Source organism: Nodosilinea sp. FACHB-141 (assembly GCF_014696135.1).
Lineage (GTDB): Bacteria > Cyanobacteriota > Cyanobacteriia > Phormidesmidales > Phormidesmidaceae > Nodosilinea.
The window spans coordinates 427,490-447,547 of sequence record NZ_JACJPP010000011.1 but is presented as its reverse complement, the minus strand read 5'-3'; the positions used below and the strand labels follow the sequence as shown (position 1 = coordinate 447,547).

The following is a 20,058-nucleotide window of genomic DNA, read 5'->3' as shown; positions in this document are numbered from 1 at the left end:
TATGGTGGATTGTGTTTTTTCAGGGTTATCTGATCCGGGCCTGCTGCGCACCAGCAACCAGGATGATTACTACATCGACCCTGAGGGACGATTTTTCATTGTGGCAGACGGCATGGGTGGCCATGCTGGGGGACAGGAAGCGAGCCGCTTAGCCACCGCCGCCATTAAGACCTTTTTACATCAGCACTGGCACGGCGAAATAGCCACGGCTCAGCTTCTAGAGCAAGCCTTGCGCCAGGCCAACAATGCCATTCTCGACGACCAGAGGCGTCACCCCGAACGGGCAGACATGGGCACTACCGTGGTGTTAGTCACCTTCCGTGACAGCGATCCGCAGCCCTGGTGCGCCCATGTCGGCGACTCTCGCCTCTATCGTCTGCGGGGCCACCACCTCGAGCAGATCACCGAAGACCACACCTGGATCGCCAAAGCCATTCGAGCGGGTGAGGTCAGCTCAGCTCAATCGCGCAGCCATCCGTGGCGCCACGTGCTGTCGCAGTGTCTGGGACGCGATGACCTTGCCGAAATTGATATTCAACCCATTGAGGTGCATAGTGGCGATCGCCTACTGCTGTGCAGCGATGGTCTCACCGAAGAACTATCGGATCATCTCATTGCCTCTCACCTAAAGTCGATTCGCGCCTGTGAGGCGGCGGCCACAGCCCTGGTCAATTCTGCTAAACAGCGGGGGGGCCGCGACAACATCACGGTGGTAGTCGTAAATCTATCAGCACCCTCTGGCATAGACAGCTAGTTTGGGCGACTACCTACCCGCTGAGAGGCAGGTATTTCATTTGCACCAAGTCAGTCTTTTGAGCGATGCAATCGCATTGAAGATAGCTCCTACAACCTTCATTCGAGGCGGCTGGAGATGCTGTGACCACGCAATAATGCGGGTAACGCACCCCTGTACCAGTGCTGTCTGGGCCTGAGTAACCGAATACATCAAGAAGTTTGCTCTGAGCATTTTTACTTAGCAGACATTGCTAAAAGTTGTAAATTCTCTGCCGACAGATGACGGTTTGGGAATGGCTTGTTATATTCGCTTACAACACCAGTAAGTGGATCTTTGTCAAATGATCGTTATAATTTGTAAACCATTACGTATTGGCCTAGGCCGGTACTGTGGCTACAACTTATTCCGGTAGCGAAACCAGATGTGCTGGGATTGGTTTTTCCTTAGGGAGGCTAACCCGTGCAGCTAGGCATAACTCAGGCTCAGCTTGGTCGTTATAGCCATTACTGGGGTGTTGTTCTCTCTCTCTCACAGGAGCAAATCCATGAACGAACCGATGCAACTCTCTTTGGAGCAGCAGTTTAGTTTGAGGTCCTTTGAGACCCAAGTTGACAAAATGAGCCGGGAGCAGGCTCAGCAGTTCCTAGTCAAGATGTATGAGCAGATGATGATGCGAGAAACGATGTACAAGCACTTTCTCAAGCACGAATGGGGGATTGGGCCAACTCCCCAAGTCTAGGTTCTCGCGTTGCCTAAACAGCATGAAGACGGCGACCTCCCTCTCTTGCACGATTCTCTTGAATCAGGCCGGGGATGCCGGGGCGTCACCTTCGATGCTAGAAAACGTTTTCATCAACTGTAGAATCGAAGCTCACGTTAGTTCCGTTAGTCAAAGTCCACCTGCTTCAACCCACTCGTTTTTTGTAGTCGCTTTTTACAGCCATAGTTGTGTTAAGGGTTCAAATCAACCGCTTGCAATGCGTCTCTGCCCCTTGGCCCACAGCTAAAGTAGCTATCTTTAATAGACCCAATGCCCCTGTGCAGCGAGAGCATAGGAAGTCGGTCAATCTAACCTTGTTTAGATCTCAGTTCTGCCCAATTTCTGATTTTTGGTACGTCGACATCGCTACCGTCGATATCTAAGCAGTTTAGCTTGACCTATAGAACCTCCGAGCAGAGGGGAGTTGCGACCTTTCAGGGGTTAAAACGGCCCTATCTAACGCTATGGTAGGGAGAAGGGCTTCCCCGACGGCTGCCAATAGTCTGTAGGGACATGCCGCACGATTGCCAGATTGAGCGATCGCAGATTTTGTACGCTTTGTTGCACCTGAACGGGGGACCTATGTTTCAGCGCGCGCTCATTTGTACCGACTTCAACGATGGTATCTACCGTCTTGCCCAGTTTGTGCCGAGCCTCGTCGCTGGAGGGTTTAAGTCCCTCGTATTTTTTCACAACGTTTCGGTAGACGGAGAGCGGGAAATTCCGCGAGATAGCCCAGAGCTGCTAGAAAAACCCCGCCAACGCTTGCAGACCCTGCTGCGCGATGTACCCAGCGACATCGATGTGACCGTTGAAGTACAGATGGGACGCGCCAGCGAAAGCATCTTGCGCCTAGCCAAAAAGCACCAGAGCGACGTGATTTTTTTGGGCAGCCCAACCCGCACCCTGCTGGAAGAAAAACTCTTTGGCAGCACTACCGCTAATCTGGCCGAAAAGACAACGATTCCCATCGTTATTTTGCGGCCCCAGCTCGTGTCGACCTACACTACCGCTGAGCTAAAACTGCGCTGTGCTCACCTGTTCCGCTACCTGCTAGTTCCCTACAACGGCACCCAGGGTGGCAAAAGTTTGCTCAAAAAAATTCATCAGCAGGTGAAAAACAACCCCAACTCGGTGCTAGAGCGGGTGCGGCTGCTATGGGTTGTTGATGAAAGCGTGCGCCGGGAGTTGAGAGGCAATAATCCCCTGAAGCAAGCTGAACAGGAACTCGACCAGCTTCAGTCAGAGTTAGCTGCCCTCAATTTAGTCGTCAACACCACCGTCGTCGAGGGCAACCCCTTGACAGAAATTTTGAAAACGGCAGAAACGCACGATATAGGGGCGATCGCCGCCTGCTCTAGCAACCTTGGCGGCGTTCTCAAGTGGTCAGCCCCCAGCCTTACCCGCGAGATCTTGCGCAGCAGCTGGCATCCAGTGCTGTTTTTCCCGGCTTAGATATACAACGTTGCCACTGCACTTGGACACAAGTTATTACCACCAGCAAAAACTAGGGCGGAGCAATAGCATACAGCCATCGATCCAAGGACTATGCAGGATGTCCTAACCGATCTGACGAGGCTATATCTGGTGCTCTAGTCAGAGAGGCTAGAGCCTGTATCGACGTAGATCGACTCTAGCTTTTGCAGCACCTTGGGTTTGAGCTTAGTTTGTAGTTCGTTGCGCAACAGGTCGCGGCTGGTGGCGATCGCCCCGGTGGAGGGGCGGCTGCGAGCAGTCAGCGCCCACTCTTGAAGCAGACTGCGCTGAAGGTCGGAGACATTACAGCTCAACACATGGGCACAAGGACGCGGGTTCTCTAGGGCAAAGAGCAGCAGCTTATAGCTACCGGTTTTACCCAGCAGCCCAGCCATGTCTTGGCCTAAAGCCGTTTTGAGATCCAGGTAGCAGGGCAGCCAGCGTGCGCCATGGGAACTGCTGTAGAGCACCGTCAGCCAGAGCATCATGGGGTGGGGAGCCATGGTGCAAATAAAGGTGTTGTAGCGGGTGCTGACCAGCCGCCGGTTGATTTCGGCCTCGGGCATCATCGCCCACAGGGTGGCCAAAGGCCCCTGGCTGGTGGGCAGCGAGTGGGGAAAGACAATCTCGGCTACAGGCTTAGCCGTAGGCCACACAGTTAACTTACAGACCTGGTCGTCCTGGAGCGACTCGGTGGCTGTTGGCTGGCGAGTGACCGGCACTCGGCTGAGGGTGGTGCTGATTCGCTGGCTAATGCGAAAGCCGTTAACGTAGCGAGACTGAAGCGGCTCTAGAATTTTCAAAATTTCCTGGGTGCTCTGGGGGCGCTCATCGGCGAGCTTAGCCATACAGCCCATGACCAGGTCTTCGAGCAGCTTAGGAATTTTAATGCCACTGGCCACCTCACTCATGAGCTTGGGCGACTGGGTCTGGTGCACCTTGTACCAGCCCCCAAAGGTATGACTGCTGGCCCGCAGGGGTAAATGGCCGGTCAGCATTTGAAACATCATCACCCCGAGGCTGTAGATGTCGGAGCGACCGTCGAGCTCGCGGCCTTCCATTTGCTCAGGGGAAGCGTAGGCCAGAGTCCCCATAAAGCAATTGGTCTGATCGCTATCGACCTGCATGAGTTTGGCAATGCCAAAGTCTAATATCTTCGCCAGCTCCCCTAGGGTAGGGTCTTGCACAATCATGATGTTGCTGGGCTTGATGTCGCGGTGAATAATGGGCACCGGCTGAGGCTGGGTCTTGAGAATAATGCCTTCGTGGGCAGCCTGAAGACCGAGACAAATTTGCCGAATCAGGCCCAAAAATCGAGGCATAGGCAGGGGCTGAAGATTGAGCAGATGGCTGAGGCTTTGCCCCTGCAAATATTCCATCACATAGAAAGGTACCCCTTCGTCGCTGACGCCGTAGTCAGTGACACGCACGACATGAATGCTTTTTTGGCCCAGCTGAGCACAGGTCATGGCCTCCTGCATGAAGCGATCGCGCAGTTTTTCGCCAGGTAGGGTCTGGGAAAGCAGCTTGATCGCCACCTTCACGCTGCCCAGCAGCAGGTCTTCGGCTAGATACACCCGACCCATCGAACCCTGGCCAATAGGTTCTAGTAATTCGTAGCGATTGGCCAGTTTACAGCCCAGGTTTGAGTCAGCCATAGAACGGTATTAGCCAAAAGGCAGGGAGGGGCAGGCAAGTCAGAGGGTGTGTAGCGAAGCAGAATATAAACTAGGGGCGGCAACGGATCTGAGGCCCAAAACCTAACCGCTTTACTCAACTCAGTGAGCCGTCCATTGCCAAGCGGATCAACGAACCGAAGCTAGACCAATCGTAGAGCCCGTAGTTGTTAACCTAGGAAATGATGGTGCCCGCTGCCGCCCTGCTGACTAACATTCATCTCAATTGTGCACCCCGCAATATCTCAGGTTGGGCTCCGCCCACGGCTAGGGACCATAGAGTTAATATGCCCAGCTGCGTCTAAAAGGTGTTGTTTTTACTGTAGTACATTCTCCTGAAAGCACTTATAGAGAGGCCGTTTACATCCCTGGCGCTGAGGTCCCCTGCAGATGAAGGGTTGCTTCCATGGCGCTGGTCAGGTAGTGGCCGGTCATAATGCCGCTAGAAAGGTGGTAGCGATCGTGGTCGAGGCGATATAGGGTCTCAAAGCCCGTGCGGCGCTGGCGATCGCCCAAAGCCCAATAGCGCTGAATGATTGAGTCAGGGGCCACCCAGCCCTCTCCTTCTACCCGACCTAGCAGGCTGTGCTGCAGCACAAACGTGTACTGACAGTCGCCGCTGGTCAACCGGCCCCGGTACTGAAGCGCCATCTCGTTGGGCTGAGTATCGGGCAAAACCAGCTTCATCACCATCGTGAACCAGTCGTCGCGACTCCAGGCGACTAGGATTTTTCCCTTCACTGGCGTAGGCAGCCGATCGCGCTCCATCCAGTTGCCCTGGAGCGTCCACCGGCCAGGCTCAATTAAAAAGCTATGGTCCACACAATGCTCCCTCAGCTTTGACATGGCCTGCGACATCGGTTGTGTCGCTGCTGATGTCCGGCATAGCCCGCTGTCCTCTGTCCCGTGCCTCTCAAGCATACGCCCTATTGCTCAGACTGGGGTATGGGCCTCGTCAACCCTTTAATCTAGCGGGGCAGGGCAATATCATTACCGTGCCCAAGCACAACAGGGCAGATGGCTCCAGTCACTGCGGGCAAGTTACCGGGGAAGCCCTGGCGATACCAGTAGCCGAGCACCGCAAAGGCGATCGCTTCCTTATAGCTGGCTGACACTCCCACTGCATCGGTGGTCTGCACCACTGTCTCGGGCAGCCGCGCCTGGAGACGCGCCATCAGCACTGGGTTTTGGCTGCCGCCGCCGCACACTAGCAGGCGATCGGGTAGGGCGGGCAAAAAGGTGCGGTACTCCTGGGCCACTGAGGCCGCTGTGAACTCGGTCAGGGTCGCCACCAAATCCTGCGGCGCTAACCCCTCCCTCTGAGCATCTTGACGGCACTGCTCAAAGAATTCCCAACCAAACAGCTCGCGCCCGGTGGATTTTGGCGGCGGCTGAGTGAAGTAGGGGTGCGCCAACCACTGACTGATCAGGGGCAGACAGGGAGTGCCCTGGGCAGCCCAAGCGCCGTCAACGTCGTAGGTAAGCGCCCCCGCCGACAAGGTATGCACTGCTATGTCAATGAGGGAATTGGCCGGCCCTGTATCCCAGCCCAGCACCTTGGGCGCACTGTCCTGACGGTTCCAGGCGGGGAGGTAGGCAACATTGCCAATGCCGCCTAAATTCTGCACGCAGCGCCGCTCGATGGGGTGGCTGAGTAAGCAGAGATCGACGATCGGCGCCAGCGGTGCCCCTTCACCCCCCGCTTCAATATCAGCTTGACGAAAGTTGCTGACGGTGGGTAAGCCGGTCTGCTGGGCGATTGCCACCCCGCGCCCCAGCTGCAGCGAGTAGGCCAGCCGCGTTGGTCCCTGGTCAGGCAGTGCCGGTCTACCCACTGGCCGGTGAAATACCGTCTGCCCATGGGAGGCAATCAGTTCGGCGGGGCCAGCCTGGGCGATTAGCGCCTGGGCTGCTGCTGCGAAAGTCTCGGCCACAGCATCGTCGAGGGCGGCCAGTTGGTCGAGGGCGATCGCCTCCCCCGCACACAGCGCCAAAATCTGCCGACGCAGCTCGTCGGGGTAAGGATAGGCTAGCCCCTCGACCAACGACACCGTCAGGTCGTAGCCCTGCCCCTCCAAATCAACCAGGGCGGCATCAATGCCGTCAACAGAGGTGCCGCTAATTAGTCCAATCACGCGCATGGGCTATACCGGTAGACGCTCTAAGCCTTTATTGCTGCCGATGACCACCATCAGCCCCCCCGCTTTGAGCCGAGTGACGGGGCTGGGGTTGATCTCAAACTGCTCGGGTTCGTTGTCTTGACTCACCGCCAGCAGGGTTAGTTCGTAGCGGTTGCGCAGGTCAAGGTCGACAATGGTTTTTTGGTCAAAGGCCTGAGGCACAATGATCTCGGCAATGCAGTGGTTGGGGTCGATTTCGAAGCGATCGAGAATGCCGGGGGAGGTTAGCGATCGCGCCAGATCGCAGCCCATCTCGTGCTCTGGAAACACGACGTGATCGGCACCAACGCGATCGAGCAGCTTGCCGTGGATCTCTGACGACGCCTTGGCCACCACGTTTTTAACCCCCGCTTCTTTTAAGTTGAGGGTGGTAATGATACTTTCTTCGACATAGTTGCCGATCGCCACAATCACCGTATCAAAATCAGTGATGCCCGCTTCGCGGAGAGCCGAAGGTTGGGTGCTATCGAGCTGGAGGGCATGGGCGGCAATTTGGTCGGTCATTGCCTGGCTAACATGGATCTCGTTGGTATCGACAGCCAGCACTTCATAACCCAGGTTGTTGAGGGTGGCGCATACCGCTCGACCAAACCGCCCTAAACCAATCACGGCAAACTGGCGATTGGGCGATCGCATTTTGCGCAAAAACGTCAGCGACGACAGATTCACAACCGTTTTCCCCGTTAAAAATACTGCTCTAGCTCGAGCCTGACCAATATTATCACCCACCATCGGTATCCCTGTTGACAACGGGGTTTCAGCCCAATGGCTATACGGCGAGAATTCTTTTTTGCTAGGCTAGCCTAATGGTTTTGGCCCAGAGGGTAAAGTAAGGACGTGAATATACAACTTGGTCGCGGCAAAGTAGTCCGCAGAGCGTACGGCATTGACGAAATTGCCCTAGTGCCTGGGCCTCGCACCCTAGACCCAAGCCTGGCCGACACCCGTTGGCAAATTGGTGGCGTTGAGCGTGAGATTCCTATCATCGCTAGCGCTATGGATGGCGTCGTCGATGTGGGCATGGCAATTCGGCTCTCGGAACTGGGAGCTCTGGGCGTGCTCAACCTAGAGGGCATTCAAACCCGCTACGACGACCCCAACCCCATCCTCGACAAAATTGCCTCGGTGGGCAAAGAGGAATTTGTCGGCCTGATGCAGGCTCTCTATGCTGAACCGATTAAGCCCGAGCTGATCACTAAACGCATTCAAGCCATTAAGGCTGGGGGTGGGGTAGCGGCAGTGAGCGTCACTCCCGCTGGAGCTTCCCGGTTTGGGGCCACCATTGCTGAAGCCGGCGCTGACCTGGTGTTTGTACAAGCCACGGTGGTTTCCACTGCCCACCTATCCCCGGCAGACATTAGCCCGCTCGATCTCGCCGCTTTCTGCGCTGAGATGCCCATGCCGGTAATTTTGGGCAACTGCGTCACCTACGAAGTCGCTCTCAATCTAATGAAAGCTGGGGCTGCTGCCGTCATGGTGGGCATTGGCCCCGGTGCCGCCTGCACTTCGCGTGGAGTGCTAGGCATTGGCATTCCTCAGGCGACCGCCGTGGCCGACTGCGCTGCCGCCCGCGACGACTTCTTCGCCGAAACTGGGCGCTATGTGGCGATCGTCGCCGATGGCGGCTTGGTCACCGGCGGCGACATCTGCAAGTGCATCGCCTGCGGAGCCGACGGGGTCATGATTGGCTCACCCTTTGCCCGCGCCGCCGAAGCTCCAGGTCGCGGCTTCCACTGGGGGATGGCTACCCCTAGCCCGGTGCTGCCCCGAGGCACCCGTATCAAAGTGGGTACTACCGGCAGTCTGGAGCAAATTCTGCGCGGCCCCGCCGGGCTAGACGACGGCACCCACAACTTCTTAGGGGCGCTGCAAACTAGCATGGGCACCCTGGGGGCTAAAGACCTGAAGGAGATGCAGCAGGTAGAGGTAGTAATTGCTCCCTCGCTGCTGACGGAGGGTAAGGTTTACCAGAAAGCTCAGCAGCTCGGCATGGGTAAATAAGCCAGACTATCAAAGACTCACTTGCTTAAGAAAAGGCTGTTGGAAATCTAGATTTCCAACAGCCTTTTTTTGTAGGAGTTCTAGGAATTCTCTATTGAAGTAGGCTGCCTGGGATTTTGACCATCAGGAAGGTGCCAAAGCAACGTCTGGGCTTCGTGCCAACAAAGCGGTGGAAGCAAAGCTTAGGCTAGAGCCAAAGAGTTGAGCGTTGGGTCAGGTTATCAATAGGAACTCTGGGTTCACCAAGTATAAAAAACTGGCTTTGACAAAGTATTGTCAAAGCCAGTCAGCTTAGGGGGTTAGAAAGAAACTGAACGATCGCCCTACTACCAGCTCCGGGTTGGAGCTAGCGCATGGCCACGAATCAAGCTGCCCATTGTCTTGGCGGTGATTTTCATCTGCACCAGGGGGTTGGCAGGCACCACGGTTTTGTAGAGGTAGCTGTCGAAGGTGAGCTTCTGCACGTCGATGTCAGAGCACATTTCGACAAAGGCCTCGCGGGTGGCGTCGGAACGGTAGAACACCGTTTGCAGCAGGTCCAGCACTTTGTAGGTCATGCCGTACTGCCTGTCCCAGCGCTTCAGATAGACCTTGAGGTCGGCTTCGGTGGGAATGCGCTGGCCATTGTTGGAAAATTCCACAATGGTTTCGGCGCACATGCGGGCCGACTTAGCGGCGAAGTAGATGCCCTCACCGGAGGACTTGGTGACGGTACCGGCGGCATCGCCGACTAGAGCCACGCGGCCGACAACGCGGCGAGGTCTGGGGTGCTCAGGAATGGGGTGGGCTTCTACTTTGATGATTTCGCCACCTTCTAGACGCTTGGCGGCGCGGGCGCGAATACCGGCTTGAAGACCCTTGATCTTGGCCTGGTTGACCCGCATGGTGCCGGTGCCTACGGCAACGTGGTCATACTTAGGGAATACCCAGGCGTAGAAGTCGGGGGAAACGTCGTTGCCCACGTACATCTCGGCCAGGTCTTCGTAGTAAGCCATCTTGTCTTCGGGCAGGCGAATGCGCTCCTGGAAGGCGATCGCATAGTTGTAATCCCCAGCCTTGATCGCCTTGGCGACGCGGGAGTTAGCTCCATCAGCCCCGATCACCAGATCGACCTGAAGCGACTTGTTGTCACCCACTAGACCATCTTCGCGGTGCTCGGTGTAGTGGAGGGTATAGGCCCCCGTCTCGGTCGTGGGAATTTCGAGGGTGTGAACGGTACCGTTAATCAGCTTAGCGCCGTGCTGGGCAGCACGATCGCGCAAAAAGCCATCCATCACTTCGCGACGGCACATGCCGATGTACTCGTCCTCTTTGAGGGTGCTGCCGATGTTGACCTCAACATTGGAGGGGGAGATCATCTTCATCTTGCGCACGCGGCGATCGATGATCTCCGGCGGCAAATCAAATTCTTCGACCATGCACAGGGGAATCGCCCCACCGCAGGGCTTGGCGTTGTCGAGCTTGCGCTCGAATAGGTACGTTTCAATACCGGCTCTAACTAGTGTCTCAGCAGCCGAGGAGCCTGCTGGACCTGATCCTACTACTGCTACCCGAAGTACCAAGGGTGCTTACTCCACTATTGCGAAAAGCTACGAGGGCATCGTATCACGGGATTTTTGGCATTTTGGGCCACTCTCAAGGGTTGTAACTCGATTGAAACACTCGTTTACATTGAGATACCGGGAACGGGCCAGATTTTATTCGTTAGCCAGAGATAAATCTATAGCGAATGAAATGTTCACAGATGGAGCTTTATATCTACTCACCCTGAGAGTTCAGTTCTTCAGTCAACTCGATGCCCAACTCGTCCACTAGCCAGTTGATTACCTGCTGACGCTCGCCAGGGGTGAGGTAAAAGCGGCCGGTCTGACGGAGACGATCGTTCATGTCCTCAACATCGGCTAGGGTAAATAGCCCAGCGGTAGTGCCCAGGGTGCAGAGAATGTCGTCTTGCCCCTGTTCGTCAAGCCCACCGTAGCGGTAGCGGGCAATGTGCTGCCCTAGGCGGGTAAAGTCATAGCTGTCTTGGGAGAGCCGCTGCTTTTTGGCGTCGGGGATGGGCTCTCCCGCCGCTATTTTGGCGTAGTCGGTGTCGAGCATGTCGAGGCGAACAATGCGGGGCTGCGGGTGAGAACTCACGCTGTTTCCTTTGGCCTTAGCCAGCCAGATAGTCTGGTCAGAAATTATCCGGCCAGAGGTATCAGGGTAACTGAGTGACCTGGGGCGGCTCTGATTCTGCTGAATGTTTTTCAAAACCGGGCTAGGGCCGTTGCATTCTGAAATACAGTCCGTCAAGAATTAATTGGCTAGCGCCAAGAAACTGATGCGGTCAGGCAAAGCTTGGACAACCCTTAGCCAAGATTGGCGATTTCCATAGCCTGGTAGGCGTCTTCAGTCAGCAGGTCAGCCTCAGACTGCACTCGGTCGAGAAACACCTTGCCGTCTAGATGGTCGACTTCGTGCTGAAAAATACGGGCGACGAAGCCCTGCCAAATTTGACGGTAGGCTTGTCCGTGGCGATCGCAGTATTCCACCTCTACGGTTTGATGGCGCGGCACCTGGCCCCGCACCCCTGGCACGCTGAGACAGCCCTCCCAGCCCAGCTCTAGCTCATCGCTAGCCGAGACTAGACGAGGATTAATCAGCACCGTCGGCTCCATCAGAGGGGCGTGGGGGTAGCGCAGGTTGGGGCGCGAGGCGATCACCAGTATCCGTAGCGAGTGGCCCAGCTGGGGGGCGGCAATGCCGACGCCGTTGGCGGTGCGCACTGTGGTCAATAGCTGATCAATCAGCTGTTGTACCGATCCATCTAACGCGGTCACGGGCTGGGCGACCTGGCGCAGCACCGGATGGCCCAGGGTCAGTAGCGAAGGCGATGGCGACGAAGACTCTGGGGTGGTCATAGATAGGCCTTAGGTGTCAAAGGATGAGCCAGGGGCGGGGTTAGGTGAGCAATATTGTAGCCATTGTATATATCTTTCCCAGAGGCTAGGGTCCTATGGTTCAATAGACCAGCGGGACGCCTCTAGTGCCTCGCTTAATTGGAGCATCACTGGATCCAAATTTTGCTAAAACGCTATATGTAGAATTAGGGACATTTTTTATCTGTATATCTAGTACCCTATAGATCTTCCAATAGCTGTTGGACTGGGCTGCCCCGGTCTACAGCTAAGGTTCGGGACAAACGGTTCCACGGCCCTGGAAAGCCCCAGTTCTGGCATCAGAATGCTAGCGGGCTAGGGAGTGGTAGCCCGATCAGTTAATCATGCGCGATGTCTGCCTTCGGGCAGCGGTTATTTACGAGGTAAACCGTGGACCAGGCCCTGGATCGGTTGTGGGAAGAGGTTTTGAATCAGCTTCAGGTGGAGCTGAGCCGACCCACCTTTGAAACCTGGATTAAGCCTGCTCAGGCGCAAACCCTGAGCGATCGCGCCCTGGTGATATCGACCCCCAACCCTTTTTCCCGCAACTGGGTGCAGAAGCACTATGCAGGCACCATCACTCAGGTCGTCAACAATATTTTGGGCAAGGCTATTGAGCTTCAGGTAACGGTGGTACCCGACGGGGATGACACCTCGGCGGCGCTGCGGCCCATGGCTGAGGTCAACTGGCCAACCTCGGCCCCGACCCTACCCGCTCGCTCGACCCCAGGGTTGCCCACCCGGGCAATGCCGGCGGACTCGCCCGCCCCGACTCGGGAAAATTACAACGACCTCAACCACAAAGCGGTGTTTTCGCGCTTTGTGGTGGGGGCCAACAACCGCATGGCCCATGCGGCGGCTCTGGCGGTAGCCGAGTCACCAGGGCGTGAGTTTAACCCGCTGTTTTTGTGCGGCGGAGTGGGCCTGGGCAAGACCCATCTGATGCAGTCCATCGGCCACTACCGGCAGGAAGTTGCCCCCCAGGCGCGGGTGGCCTACGTCAGCACAGAACAGTTCACCAACGACCTGATCACCGCCATTCGCCGCGACAGCATGCAGCACTTTCGCTCCCACTACCGGGATGTGGATATTTTGCTGGTAGATGACATTCAGTTTATTGAGGGCAAGGAGTACACCCAGGAAGAGTTCTTCCACACCTTCAACACGCTCCACGAGGCGGGCAAGCAGATTGTGCTGGCCTCAGACCGGCCCCCCAACCAGATTATGCGGCTACAAGACCGGCTGATCTCGCGGTTTTCCATGGGCCTGATTGCCGACATTCAAACCCCCGACTACGAGACCCGAATCGCTATTCTGCAAAAGAAGGCGGAGTACGAGCAGGTGGAGCTGCCTCGAGAGGCGCTTGAGTATATTGCAGCCAGCTACACCTCGAATGTTCGCGAGCTGGAGGGGGCGCTGATTCGCGCCCTCGCCTACACCTCGATCTCGGGTCTGCCCATGACCGTCGAACACTTGACGGCGGTGCTGAACCCTCCAGCAGATAAAGTCGAAGCCTCGCCTAGCTCGGTGCTGGCGGTGGTGGCGGAAAAGTTTGGCGTCTCGGTGGAAGATTTAAAGGGATCCTCACGACGGCGGGAAATCAGCCAGGCCCGTCAGGTGGGCATGTATCTAATGCGCCGCCACACCGATCTCAGCCTGCCCAAAATTGGCGATGCCTTTGGCGGCAAAGACCACACCACGGTGCTTTACAGCTATACCAAAATCGAGAAACTCTTGAAGCGCGATTTAGATCTGGCCCAGACCATTCGGCAACTGGGCGATCGCCTGAGTATGTCCGAGCGGGGACGGTGAAGGGTGGGTGGGTAGGAGGGTGGATAGGTGGATGGGTGGATGAGTTGGGATGTTGCTGAAGCAGAACGAGGCGTGGATTGAGTATGCTGAGGCTTGAGGATGACTTGTCCTGACTGCCATGGCGACTGAAGCGCCCAACAACTCTGTTCAAGTTGAAAGCCGCGCTGAGTGGCGCGAGTGGTTGGCGACAAATCACTCGCGGACTGAAGGGTTATGGCTGATCACCTATAAGAAACGGCCGGGTAAGCCCCACGTTTCCTACGATGAGGTGGTGGAAGAAGCGCTGTGCTTTGGCTGGATCGACAGCAAGGGCAACAAGCTCGACGACGAGCGCACCATGCTGTGGATGGCCCCGCGCCAGCCGGGTACCGGCTGGTCGGCGCTTAACAAAAAGCGGATTGCTGCCCTAAGCGAGGCGGGGCTAATGATGCCGCCAGGGCTGGCAAAAATTGAGGCGGCGAAACAGGATGGGTCGTGGGAGTTGCTGGATGCGATCGAGCGCCTGGAGGTGCCGACGGATCTGGCAACGGCCTTAGCCGAGAATGAGTTGGCCAGAGCAAATTTTGAGGCTTTTCCGCGTTCGGCAAAGCGGGGCATTTTGGAATGGATTGCCAGCGCCAAACGGGCCGAAACCCGCACGCGCCGCATTGCCGAAACCGTAGAGCTGGCCGCCCAAAACCTTCGCGCTAATAGCTGGCCCAAACGCCCCGGCTAGGGGCTAGGGCAACCGGCGATCGCCCTCAAGCATCTGAGTCGCCGCCTCCACAGGCAGGGGGCGAGCGAAAAAATACCCCTGGGCCGCCTCACACCCCAGGCTGAGCAGTTGGTTAAGCTGCAGTTCGGTTTCGACCCCTTCGGCAATACAGGTCATCTCCAGGTTGTGGGCCAAATCGACAATGGCCTGCACAATGCCCTGGCGAGTGGGCTGCATTTGGTTGACAAAGGAGCGATCAATTTTGAGGGTTTGCACCGAAAACTGACTGAGGTAGCGCAGGGACGAGTAGCCGGTGCCAAAGTCGTCAATGCTGAGCTCAATGCCGCGACTGCGAATCGCCGCTAGGGTGCTGGCAATGCTCTCTGATTGCTCTAGCAAAATGCGCTCGGTGATCTCAAACTTAAGCCAGCGACCCGCCACCCCGGTGTCGACCAAAATCCGGTCGACGGTGTGGATAAAGGCCGGGTCGCGAAACTGCTGGCCCGACACATTGACGCTGACTTGAAAACCATTGCCTAGGGAATAGGAAGCGCTCCACTGGCTCAGGGTTTCGCACACCTGACGCAAAATTTGCCCGCCGAGGGGCTTAATCAGCCCAGTATCTTCGGCTAGGTCGATGAACTCGCCGGGCATAATCAGCCCTTGGGTGGGGTGCTGCCACCGGGCCAAGGCCTCGAACCCCAGCAGCGATCGCGTTTTGAGCGACACAATCGGCTGGTAGTGCACCACAAAGTGCTGCTGCTGGATGGCTAAACGCAGTTCGTTTTCGAGGTTGAGCCGGGCGATCGCCTGCTGGTACATTTCTAGACTAAAAATTTCGTAGCGGTTGCGCCCCATCTCCTTAGCCCGGTAAAGGGCAATATCCACATCCCTAAAAATGTCGTTGCTGTTGGCGTAGGCACCATCGCCAATCAAAATGCCAATGCTGACGGAGGTAAAAATAATTTTGCCGTCGAGGGCGATCGGGTTTTCGAGCGTGGCTTGAATGCGATTAGCGACCTGAATGACTTCGTTGGCGTCAGTAATTCTCTCTAGGAAAATCACAAACTCGTCGCCGCCCCAGCGCGACACCATATCGATATCGCGAACGCAGCCCTTGAGCAAGTTGGCCACGGCCACCAGCAGTTTGTCGCCGAGCAAGTGACCCAGGCTATCGTTCACCGCCTTGAAGCGATCGAGGTCAACCATCAGCAGGCCAAAGCGATGACCGCCATACCAGCTGCACTGCATCAGCTCTAGCTCCAGGCGTTTGGCCAACCAGTCACGGTTGGGCAGTTGGGTAAGGGCATCGTGCAGGGCATCGTGGCGCAACCGATGTTCGACTTCAACCCGGCGGCTCACATCCCGCGAGCTGGTGACAATGCCGGTGATCGCCCCTGCGTCATCGAGCACTGGCTTAGCCAGGGTTTCAAGCCAGATGTGGTGGCCCGACTGACACCGAAACCGATAGCAGCTGGTGCTCGATTCGCCTTGCTCCGGCAAGGGTTGAAACTGGAGCTGAATGCAGTGACTATCGGCCGGATGGCAAAAATCCTGGAGGCGCTTGCCGAGCAGGTCGGTGGCGGCGTAGCCCAGCAGGGTTTGAACTGACGGGCTGACGTATAAAAATTCTCCCTCGGTGTTGTGCAGACAGACCAGATCGCTCATGTTGTCGGCGATGAGGCGATAGCGAATTTCGCTATTGCGCAGATCTTGCTCCGCTTGCTGCCGCACCTGAATTTCAGACAGCAGCGATTTGTTGACCTCCCCCAGCTCATAGGTGCGCTGCTGCACCTGCTGCTCTAGCGCCTGGTTAAACTGCTGCAGCTGACGCTGGGCCTGGCGGAGACTGAGTTGAGTGTTAACCCGAGCTATCACTTCTGCGGTTCTGAAGGGCTTAGAAATATAGTCTACGCCCCCCACCGCAAAGGCTTTGACCTTGTCGAGGGCTTCGTCGAGGGCGCTAATAAAAATAACCGGAATATCGCGGGTGGCAGGGTCAGCCTTGAGGGTTTCACACACGCTGTAGCCGTCGGTATCGGGCAGCATGATGTCGAGCAAAATCAAGTCGATAGGGGTTGAGCGAGCCACCGTGAGGGCCATAGCCCCTGTTAAGACGCCCCGCGTTTCGTAGGCCTGCTCCCCCAGCTCCCGAATCAGCAGATGCAGATTGTCGGGAACGTCATCGACGATCAGAATGGTGGGCTTGGGGTTAGGGCGTTCGCTCATCTTCGCGCCGGCAGAGGGACATCAGCTTGTCAAATTGGAAGTTGGCTACCCAGCTTTGCAAAACTTGACGGTGGGACTCCTGCTCATCCGGCAGGGCCTCGAGCAGGTGAAACAGAGCTTTCTGGTCGGCCTGGGTAGCGGCGTGGTAAAGGCGATCGCACCAGTCCTGGGGCATCATAGCTAGGCTACCCGCTGGACAGGGAGCCGTCTCAGCAGCGGGGGCCAGGGCCGGGGGCTCGGTATAGACAAACTGCACCCCCAGGTGCTGCTCCAGCTTGTCGACAATCACCGTCGGCTCAAACGGCTTGCGGACAAAGTCGTCGCAGCCCGCTGACAGCACCAGCGATTTTTCTTCGTCAAAGACGCTGGCAGTGAGAGCAATGATGGCGGTGGCCTGCCCCTGCACTTGGGCCTTGATCTGGCGGGTAGCCTCGTAGCCATCCATCACCGGCATGCGCATATCCATCCAGATCAGGTGGGGCTGCCAGTCTTGCCACTGGGCGATCGCCTCTCGACCATGGCAGGCCTCGCGCACCTCAAACCCCAGGTCGCTTAATAACTGCATCAGCAACCGGCGATTGCTGAACTGGTCATCGACCACCAGCAGCCGATAGGGCAGCTGGTCAGGGGCTAGCCCCGTGGCCTGACGGGTTGAGGAGAGCGTCGTCAGCTGAGCGGCGATCGCCCCCGCTACCGGCACCTGCACCGTAAACTGCGACCCCTGGCCAGGCTGGCTTTGCACCTCAATCATGCCTCCCATGAGCTGAATCAGCTGATCGCAAATACGCAGCCCCAGACCAGTGCCTTCGTTGCTACTCCGCCCAGACTCGGTTTGCGAGAACGATCGGAACAGTAGATTCATCTCCTCAGGGGCAACGCCGAAGCCAGAATCGATTACCTCAAACCGCAGCCAGCCCTCCCGCTGCGGCGACCACAGAACCCGCAGCGTCACTTTCCCCGCCTCGGTAAATTTAATCGCATTGTTGAGCAGGTTCATGATCACCTGGCGCAGCTTGCGCTCATCAGCCTGGACAAACTGCGGCAGCTCAGCACCGCGCTCAACGGCGAAGCCAATAGACTTAGCCTGGGCTCGCAACGAAAACATACTCTCTAGGTTGGCGATAAAGTCGAGCAAGTTAAAGGCAGCGGCCTTGAGGGTCATGCGCCCAGCCTCAATCTTGGCCAGATCAAGCACATCGTTAATTAGGTCAAGCAGGTGCTCGCCGCTAGATTTGATTAAGTCGAGCTCCGGCCGGTGGGAGGCTAGGGCGGGCTGGCGATGCAGCAGGTTAGTAAAACCCAAAATAGCGTTGAGGGGGGTACGCAGCTCGTGGCTCATATTGGCCAAAAACTCGCTTTTGGCCTGGTTTGCCACCTCTGCGGTTTGCTTAGCCTGCTGCAATTCCTGGAATTTTTGGGTCAGGGTGACGGCCATCTGCTGGAAGTTTTGCACCAGCGATCGCAGCTCTATCAACGGGCTGGTGGGCCACTGAATCGTTCGGCGCTCCTGCACCTGGGTCGGCAGGTTAGTAGTCACCTGGGCCAGTTCAAACAGCGGCTTCACAAACCGCCGACTGAGCCAGTGCGCAATGGCTAGGGTCAGCGCCGTGACCACCAGCAAAATGAATAAACTTCTGGTGTGCTGTTGCTGCACCGGTTGAACGTGGGGCTGGGCCGGAGACTCGACAATCAGCTTCCACCCGGCAATAGCCGGCAGGGACAGTTCTTCTACAAACCACGAGTTGCGCCAGCGGGTGACGTACAGGGGGCTACCGTCGGTCGGCAACCAGTGATAAATTCCATCGCTGAGAGTTACGACTTCGCCTGTTTGGCGCAGGTCGAAGGTGCTACTCCAGCCCCGCTCAGGGTTTGTGCTCAGCAGCACCTGCTGGTTTTGATCGACCAACGTCACCTGAAAATGCAGCTCAGCGGCAGTTTCTGCCAGCATGTCTTTCATTGGAGACAGATCAATCTCGCCCCAGACGCGGCCCTGCACCTGGCCCTGATTGAGCACGGGCTGGCTGAGCAGCACGGTACTGTTTTGAGCGGAGTGGTCTCCCATGCGATCGCGGGATAGGAGAGGCAGGCCGTTGGCGGCCTGGCCCAGCGTAGGCAGCCTGAGCGCATGGATAGGGCCATGGTCACTACTTGCCTCAGCCACAATCTCGTTGGCACCGTTGGTAACTACCAAATGACGAAAATCTGGAGTTAGCGCTTGAATAGTTTTGGTCTGGGCTTGCAGAATCTCCTGGTTCTGCGGAGATAGAGCAGACCCCACCCCTTGAGCAGCAATGTTGGCCAGAGCTGTGGTCGCCCGCACATGGAGGTTGTACCAAGCCTTAATGCGAGCTGCCAAGGGCTGGGAAACCAAATTGAGGTGAATTTGCTCCTCAGTCACTACCTGGGCTACAACCCCGTGACTATCTTGCGCCATCAAAATCAGCGTCGGGAGGAAGGCAGCGGCCACTAGTAGGTTAAACAGAGTTTGCTGAAGCGATAGCGCGCTAGCCGCCTGGGGCCGTCCTATCCACTGATGGATGGGGGTGTAGGACAGCAGCAGACTAGCCACCAAGGCATTAAAAATGCCGTTGACCCCCTGCTTGAGCATAATGATTTGGGTTTGGTTGGTGTCTACCCTTAAAACCAGGTAGTAAAACAACCACACCAGCGGCATGCCAATGAGTACCCAGTAAATGGCGTTGACCAGCACCAAATTACGCCGAGAGTGGCGCGCATAAAAAAACGCAACAAACAAAAATTCAGCGGCAAAAATAACAATGGCGTAGGGGTGATTCCAGAGAAAGTATGTGATGCTGGAGGCCACTATCGCCGCCACTGCGCCCCAGCGAACGCCATAATAGCTGAGCACAAGCCACACGGCAATTGTGCCAAAGAGAAAGTCAATATGAAAAAAGAATGACCAGCGAAAATAGTTTCCCAGGGCCCCTAAAATCAACAGAATAATGAACCCGAAAGAGCTCCGCCGAGCCGCTCTCCGCTGCTGCTGCGCCGACAAGTCTCCTACAACGTTGTTCATAATTCCTAATTGCTGCGTTGTCCATGCCAATAGGGCCTGCATCCATAGTCACGCTTTAGGCACTTAGCGTTTTGTAATGCTTACCTTTGGCCTATTAGCGCCGCCACCTCTGCTTATAGGGTTCCCAGCCCCCAATAAAACCGACTCAGCAACCAAAGTTAACCAGCCGAGAACCAGTTAGAGTGACCGAATATTCTTAAGTGAACGCTGTTTGGGCTTAAATTCGATACACATCCTTACTTTTCTTAACCTGCTGGTTCAGCGTCTATACTGTTGAATCAAGTTTTTAAAGTTCGTTTTTCAGTAACTTCTGCTTCCATGGAAGAAAATTTCGGTCGGGAATTTTCCTCGCTTTACTAAGCACAAGATTGGCAACCTAGAAGCGATAGGGTAGGCTATGGTGCAGAAAATGCACCCTCAAGATTAGTTTGAGGGACTACGCTAAGCCATTACTCAGGTAAAGATCACCATTCTTCAATCGCTCAAAAGAGATATATTTGATAGGGTCTATTTGGGTTGATTAGCTCAGAACAAAT

At 56.2% G+C, this 20,058-nt stretch carries 15 protein-coding genes; 6 read left to right on the top strand and 9 right to left on the bottom strand.

Annotated features, from left to right (window positions below; genetic code table 11):
- The first annotated feature begins 1 nt into the window (after position 1).
- The 3 genes from H6F59_RS10555 to H6F59_RS10545 all read left to right on the top strand — a co-directional run bounded on the left by H6F59_RS10555 (position 2) and on the right by H6F59_RS10545 (position 2,951).
- Entirely contained in the window at positions 2-754 is a 753-nt protein-coding gene (locus H6F59_RS10555) for a PP2C family serine/threonine-protein phosphatase (protein WP_190698719.1), read from the top strand.
- 526 nt (positions 755-1,280) lie between these two features.
- Positions 1,281-1,475 (top strand): NblA/ycf18 family protein, encoded by a 195-nt coding sequence (locus H6F59_RS10550; protein WP_190523260.1) that lies wholly within the window; start codon positions 1,281-1,283, stop codon positions 1,473-1,475.
- A 603-nt stretch (positions 1,476-2,078) separates the two neighbouring features.
- Positions 2,079-2,951, top strand: a complete 873-nt coding sequence (locus H6F59_RS10545) for a universal stress protein (protein WP_190523259.1) — start codon at positions 2,079-2,081, stop codon at positions 2,949-2,951.
- Positions 2,952-3,088: 137 nt separating this feature from the next.
- On the opposite strand, the gene H6F59_RS10540 is transcribed toward H6F59_RS10545, so the two are convergent.
- The 4 genes from H6F59_RS10540 to H6F59_RS10525 form a co-directional block, all read right to left on the bottom strand.
- Positions 3,089-4,630: a serine/threonine-protein kinase gene (locus H6F59_RS10540; RefSeq protein WP_190698716.1), complete on the bottom strand. Its 1,542-nt coding sequence runs from the start codon at positions 4,628-4,630 to the stop codon at positions 3,089-3,091.
- A gap of 378 nt (positions 4,631-5,008) precedes the next feature.
- Positions 5,009-5,470 (bottom strand): hypothetical protein, encoded by a 462-nt coding sequence (locus H6F59_RS10535; RefSeq protein WP_190698713.1) that lies wholly within the window; start codon positions 5,468-5,470, stop codon positions 5,009-5,011.
- Positions 5,471-5,616: 146 nt separating this feature from the next.
- On the bottom strand, positions 5,617-6,789 hold the full coding sequence (locus H6F59_RS10530; protein WP_190698710.1) for an anhydro-N-acetylmuramic acid kinase: 1,173 nt from the start codon (positions 6,787-6,789) through the stop codon (positions 5,617-5,619).
- A 3-nt stretch (positions 6,790-6,792) separates the two neighbouring features.
- Positions 6,793-7,497 carry an NAD-binding protein gene (locus tag H6F59_RS10525; RefSeq protein WP_190698707.1) on the bottom strand — a complete coding sequence of 235 codons (705 nt, stop codon included), beginning with the start codon at positions 7,495-7,497 and terminating at the stop codon, positions 6,793-6,795.
- 168 nt (positions 7,498-7,665) lie between these two features.
- Here H6F59_RS10525 and H6F59_RS10520 point away from each other — a divergent pair, with 168 nt between their 5' ends.
- Positions 7,666-8,829 carry a GuaB3 family IMP dehydrogenase-related protein gene (locus H6F59_RS10520; protein ID WP_190698702.1) on the top strand — a complete coding sequence of 388 codons (1,164 nt, stop codon included), beginning with the start codon at positions 7,666-7,668 and terminating at the stop codon, positions 8,827-8,829.
- 326 nt (positions 8,830-9,155) lie between these two features.
- Here H6F59_RS10520 and chlP read toward each other — a convergent pair whose 3' ends face one another.
- The 3 genes from chlP to def all read right to left on the bottom strand — a co-directional run bounded on the left by chlP (position 9,156) and on the right by def (position 11,732).
- A complete protein-coding gene (gene chlP, locus H6F59_RS10515) occupies positions 9,156-10,391 on the bottom strand; it encodes a geranylgeranyl reductase (protein WP_190523245.1) in 1,236 nt (411 codons plus the stop codon).
- Positions 10,392-10,587: 196 nt separating this feature from the next.
- Positions 10,588-10,968: a hypothetical protein gene (locus H6F59_RS10510; protein WP_313887178.1), complete on the bottom strand. Its 381-nt coding sequence runs from the start codon at positions 10,966-10,968 to the stop codon at positions 10,588-10,590.
- 212 nt (positions 10,969-11,180) lie between these two features.
- Positions 11,181-11,732, bottom strand: coding sequence for a peptide deformylase (def, locus tag H6F59_RS10505; RefSeq protein WP_190698699.1), 552 nt, complete (start codon positions 11,730-11,732; stop codon positions 11,181-11,183).
- Positions 11,733-12,140: 408 nt separating this feature from the next.
- On the opposite strand from def, the gene dnaA reads away from it, so the two are divergent.
- Both dnaA and H6F59_RS10495 read left to right on the top strand, forming a co-directional pair.
- On the top strand, positions 12,141-13,562 hold the full coding sequence (dnaA, locus tag H6F59_RS10500) for a chromosomal replication initiator protein DnaA (RefSeq protein WP_190698696.1): 1,422 nt from the start codon (positions 12,141-12,143) through the stop codon (positions 13,560-13,562).
- A 118-nt stretch (positions 13,563-13,680) separates the two neighbouring features.
- Positions 13,681-14,277, top strand: coding sequence for a YdeI family protein (locus H6F59_RS10495; protein ID WP_190698692.1), 597 nt, complete (start codon positions 13,681-13,683; stop codon positions 14,275-14,277).
- 3 nt (positions 14,278-14,280) lie between these two features.
- Here H6F59_RS10495 and H6F59_RS10490 read toward each other — a convergent pair whose 3' ends face one another.
- Both H6F59_RS10490 and H6F59_RS10485 read right to left on the bottom strand, forming a co-directional pair.
- The gene (locus H6F59_RS10490; RefSeq protein WP_190698689.1) at positions 14,281-16,485 is read right to left on the bottom strand and encodes an EAL domain-containing protein; all 2,205 of its coding nucleotides are present in this window, start codon (positions 16,483-16,485) and stop codon (positions 14,281-14,283) included.
- Positions 16,469-19,522 (bottom strand): ATP-binding protein, encoded by a 3,054-nt coding sequence (locus H6F59_RS10485; RefSeq protein ID WP_190698685.1) that lies wholly within the window; start codon positions 19,520-19,522, stop codon positions 16,469-16,471. The genes H6F59_RS10490 and H6F59_RS10485 overlap by 17 nt, the downstream gene beginning before the upstream one ends.
- Positions 19,523-20,058: the final 536 nt, after the last annotated feature.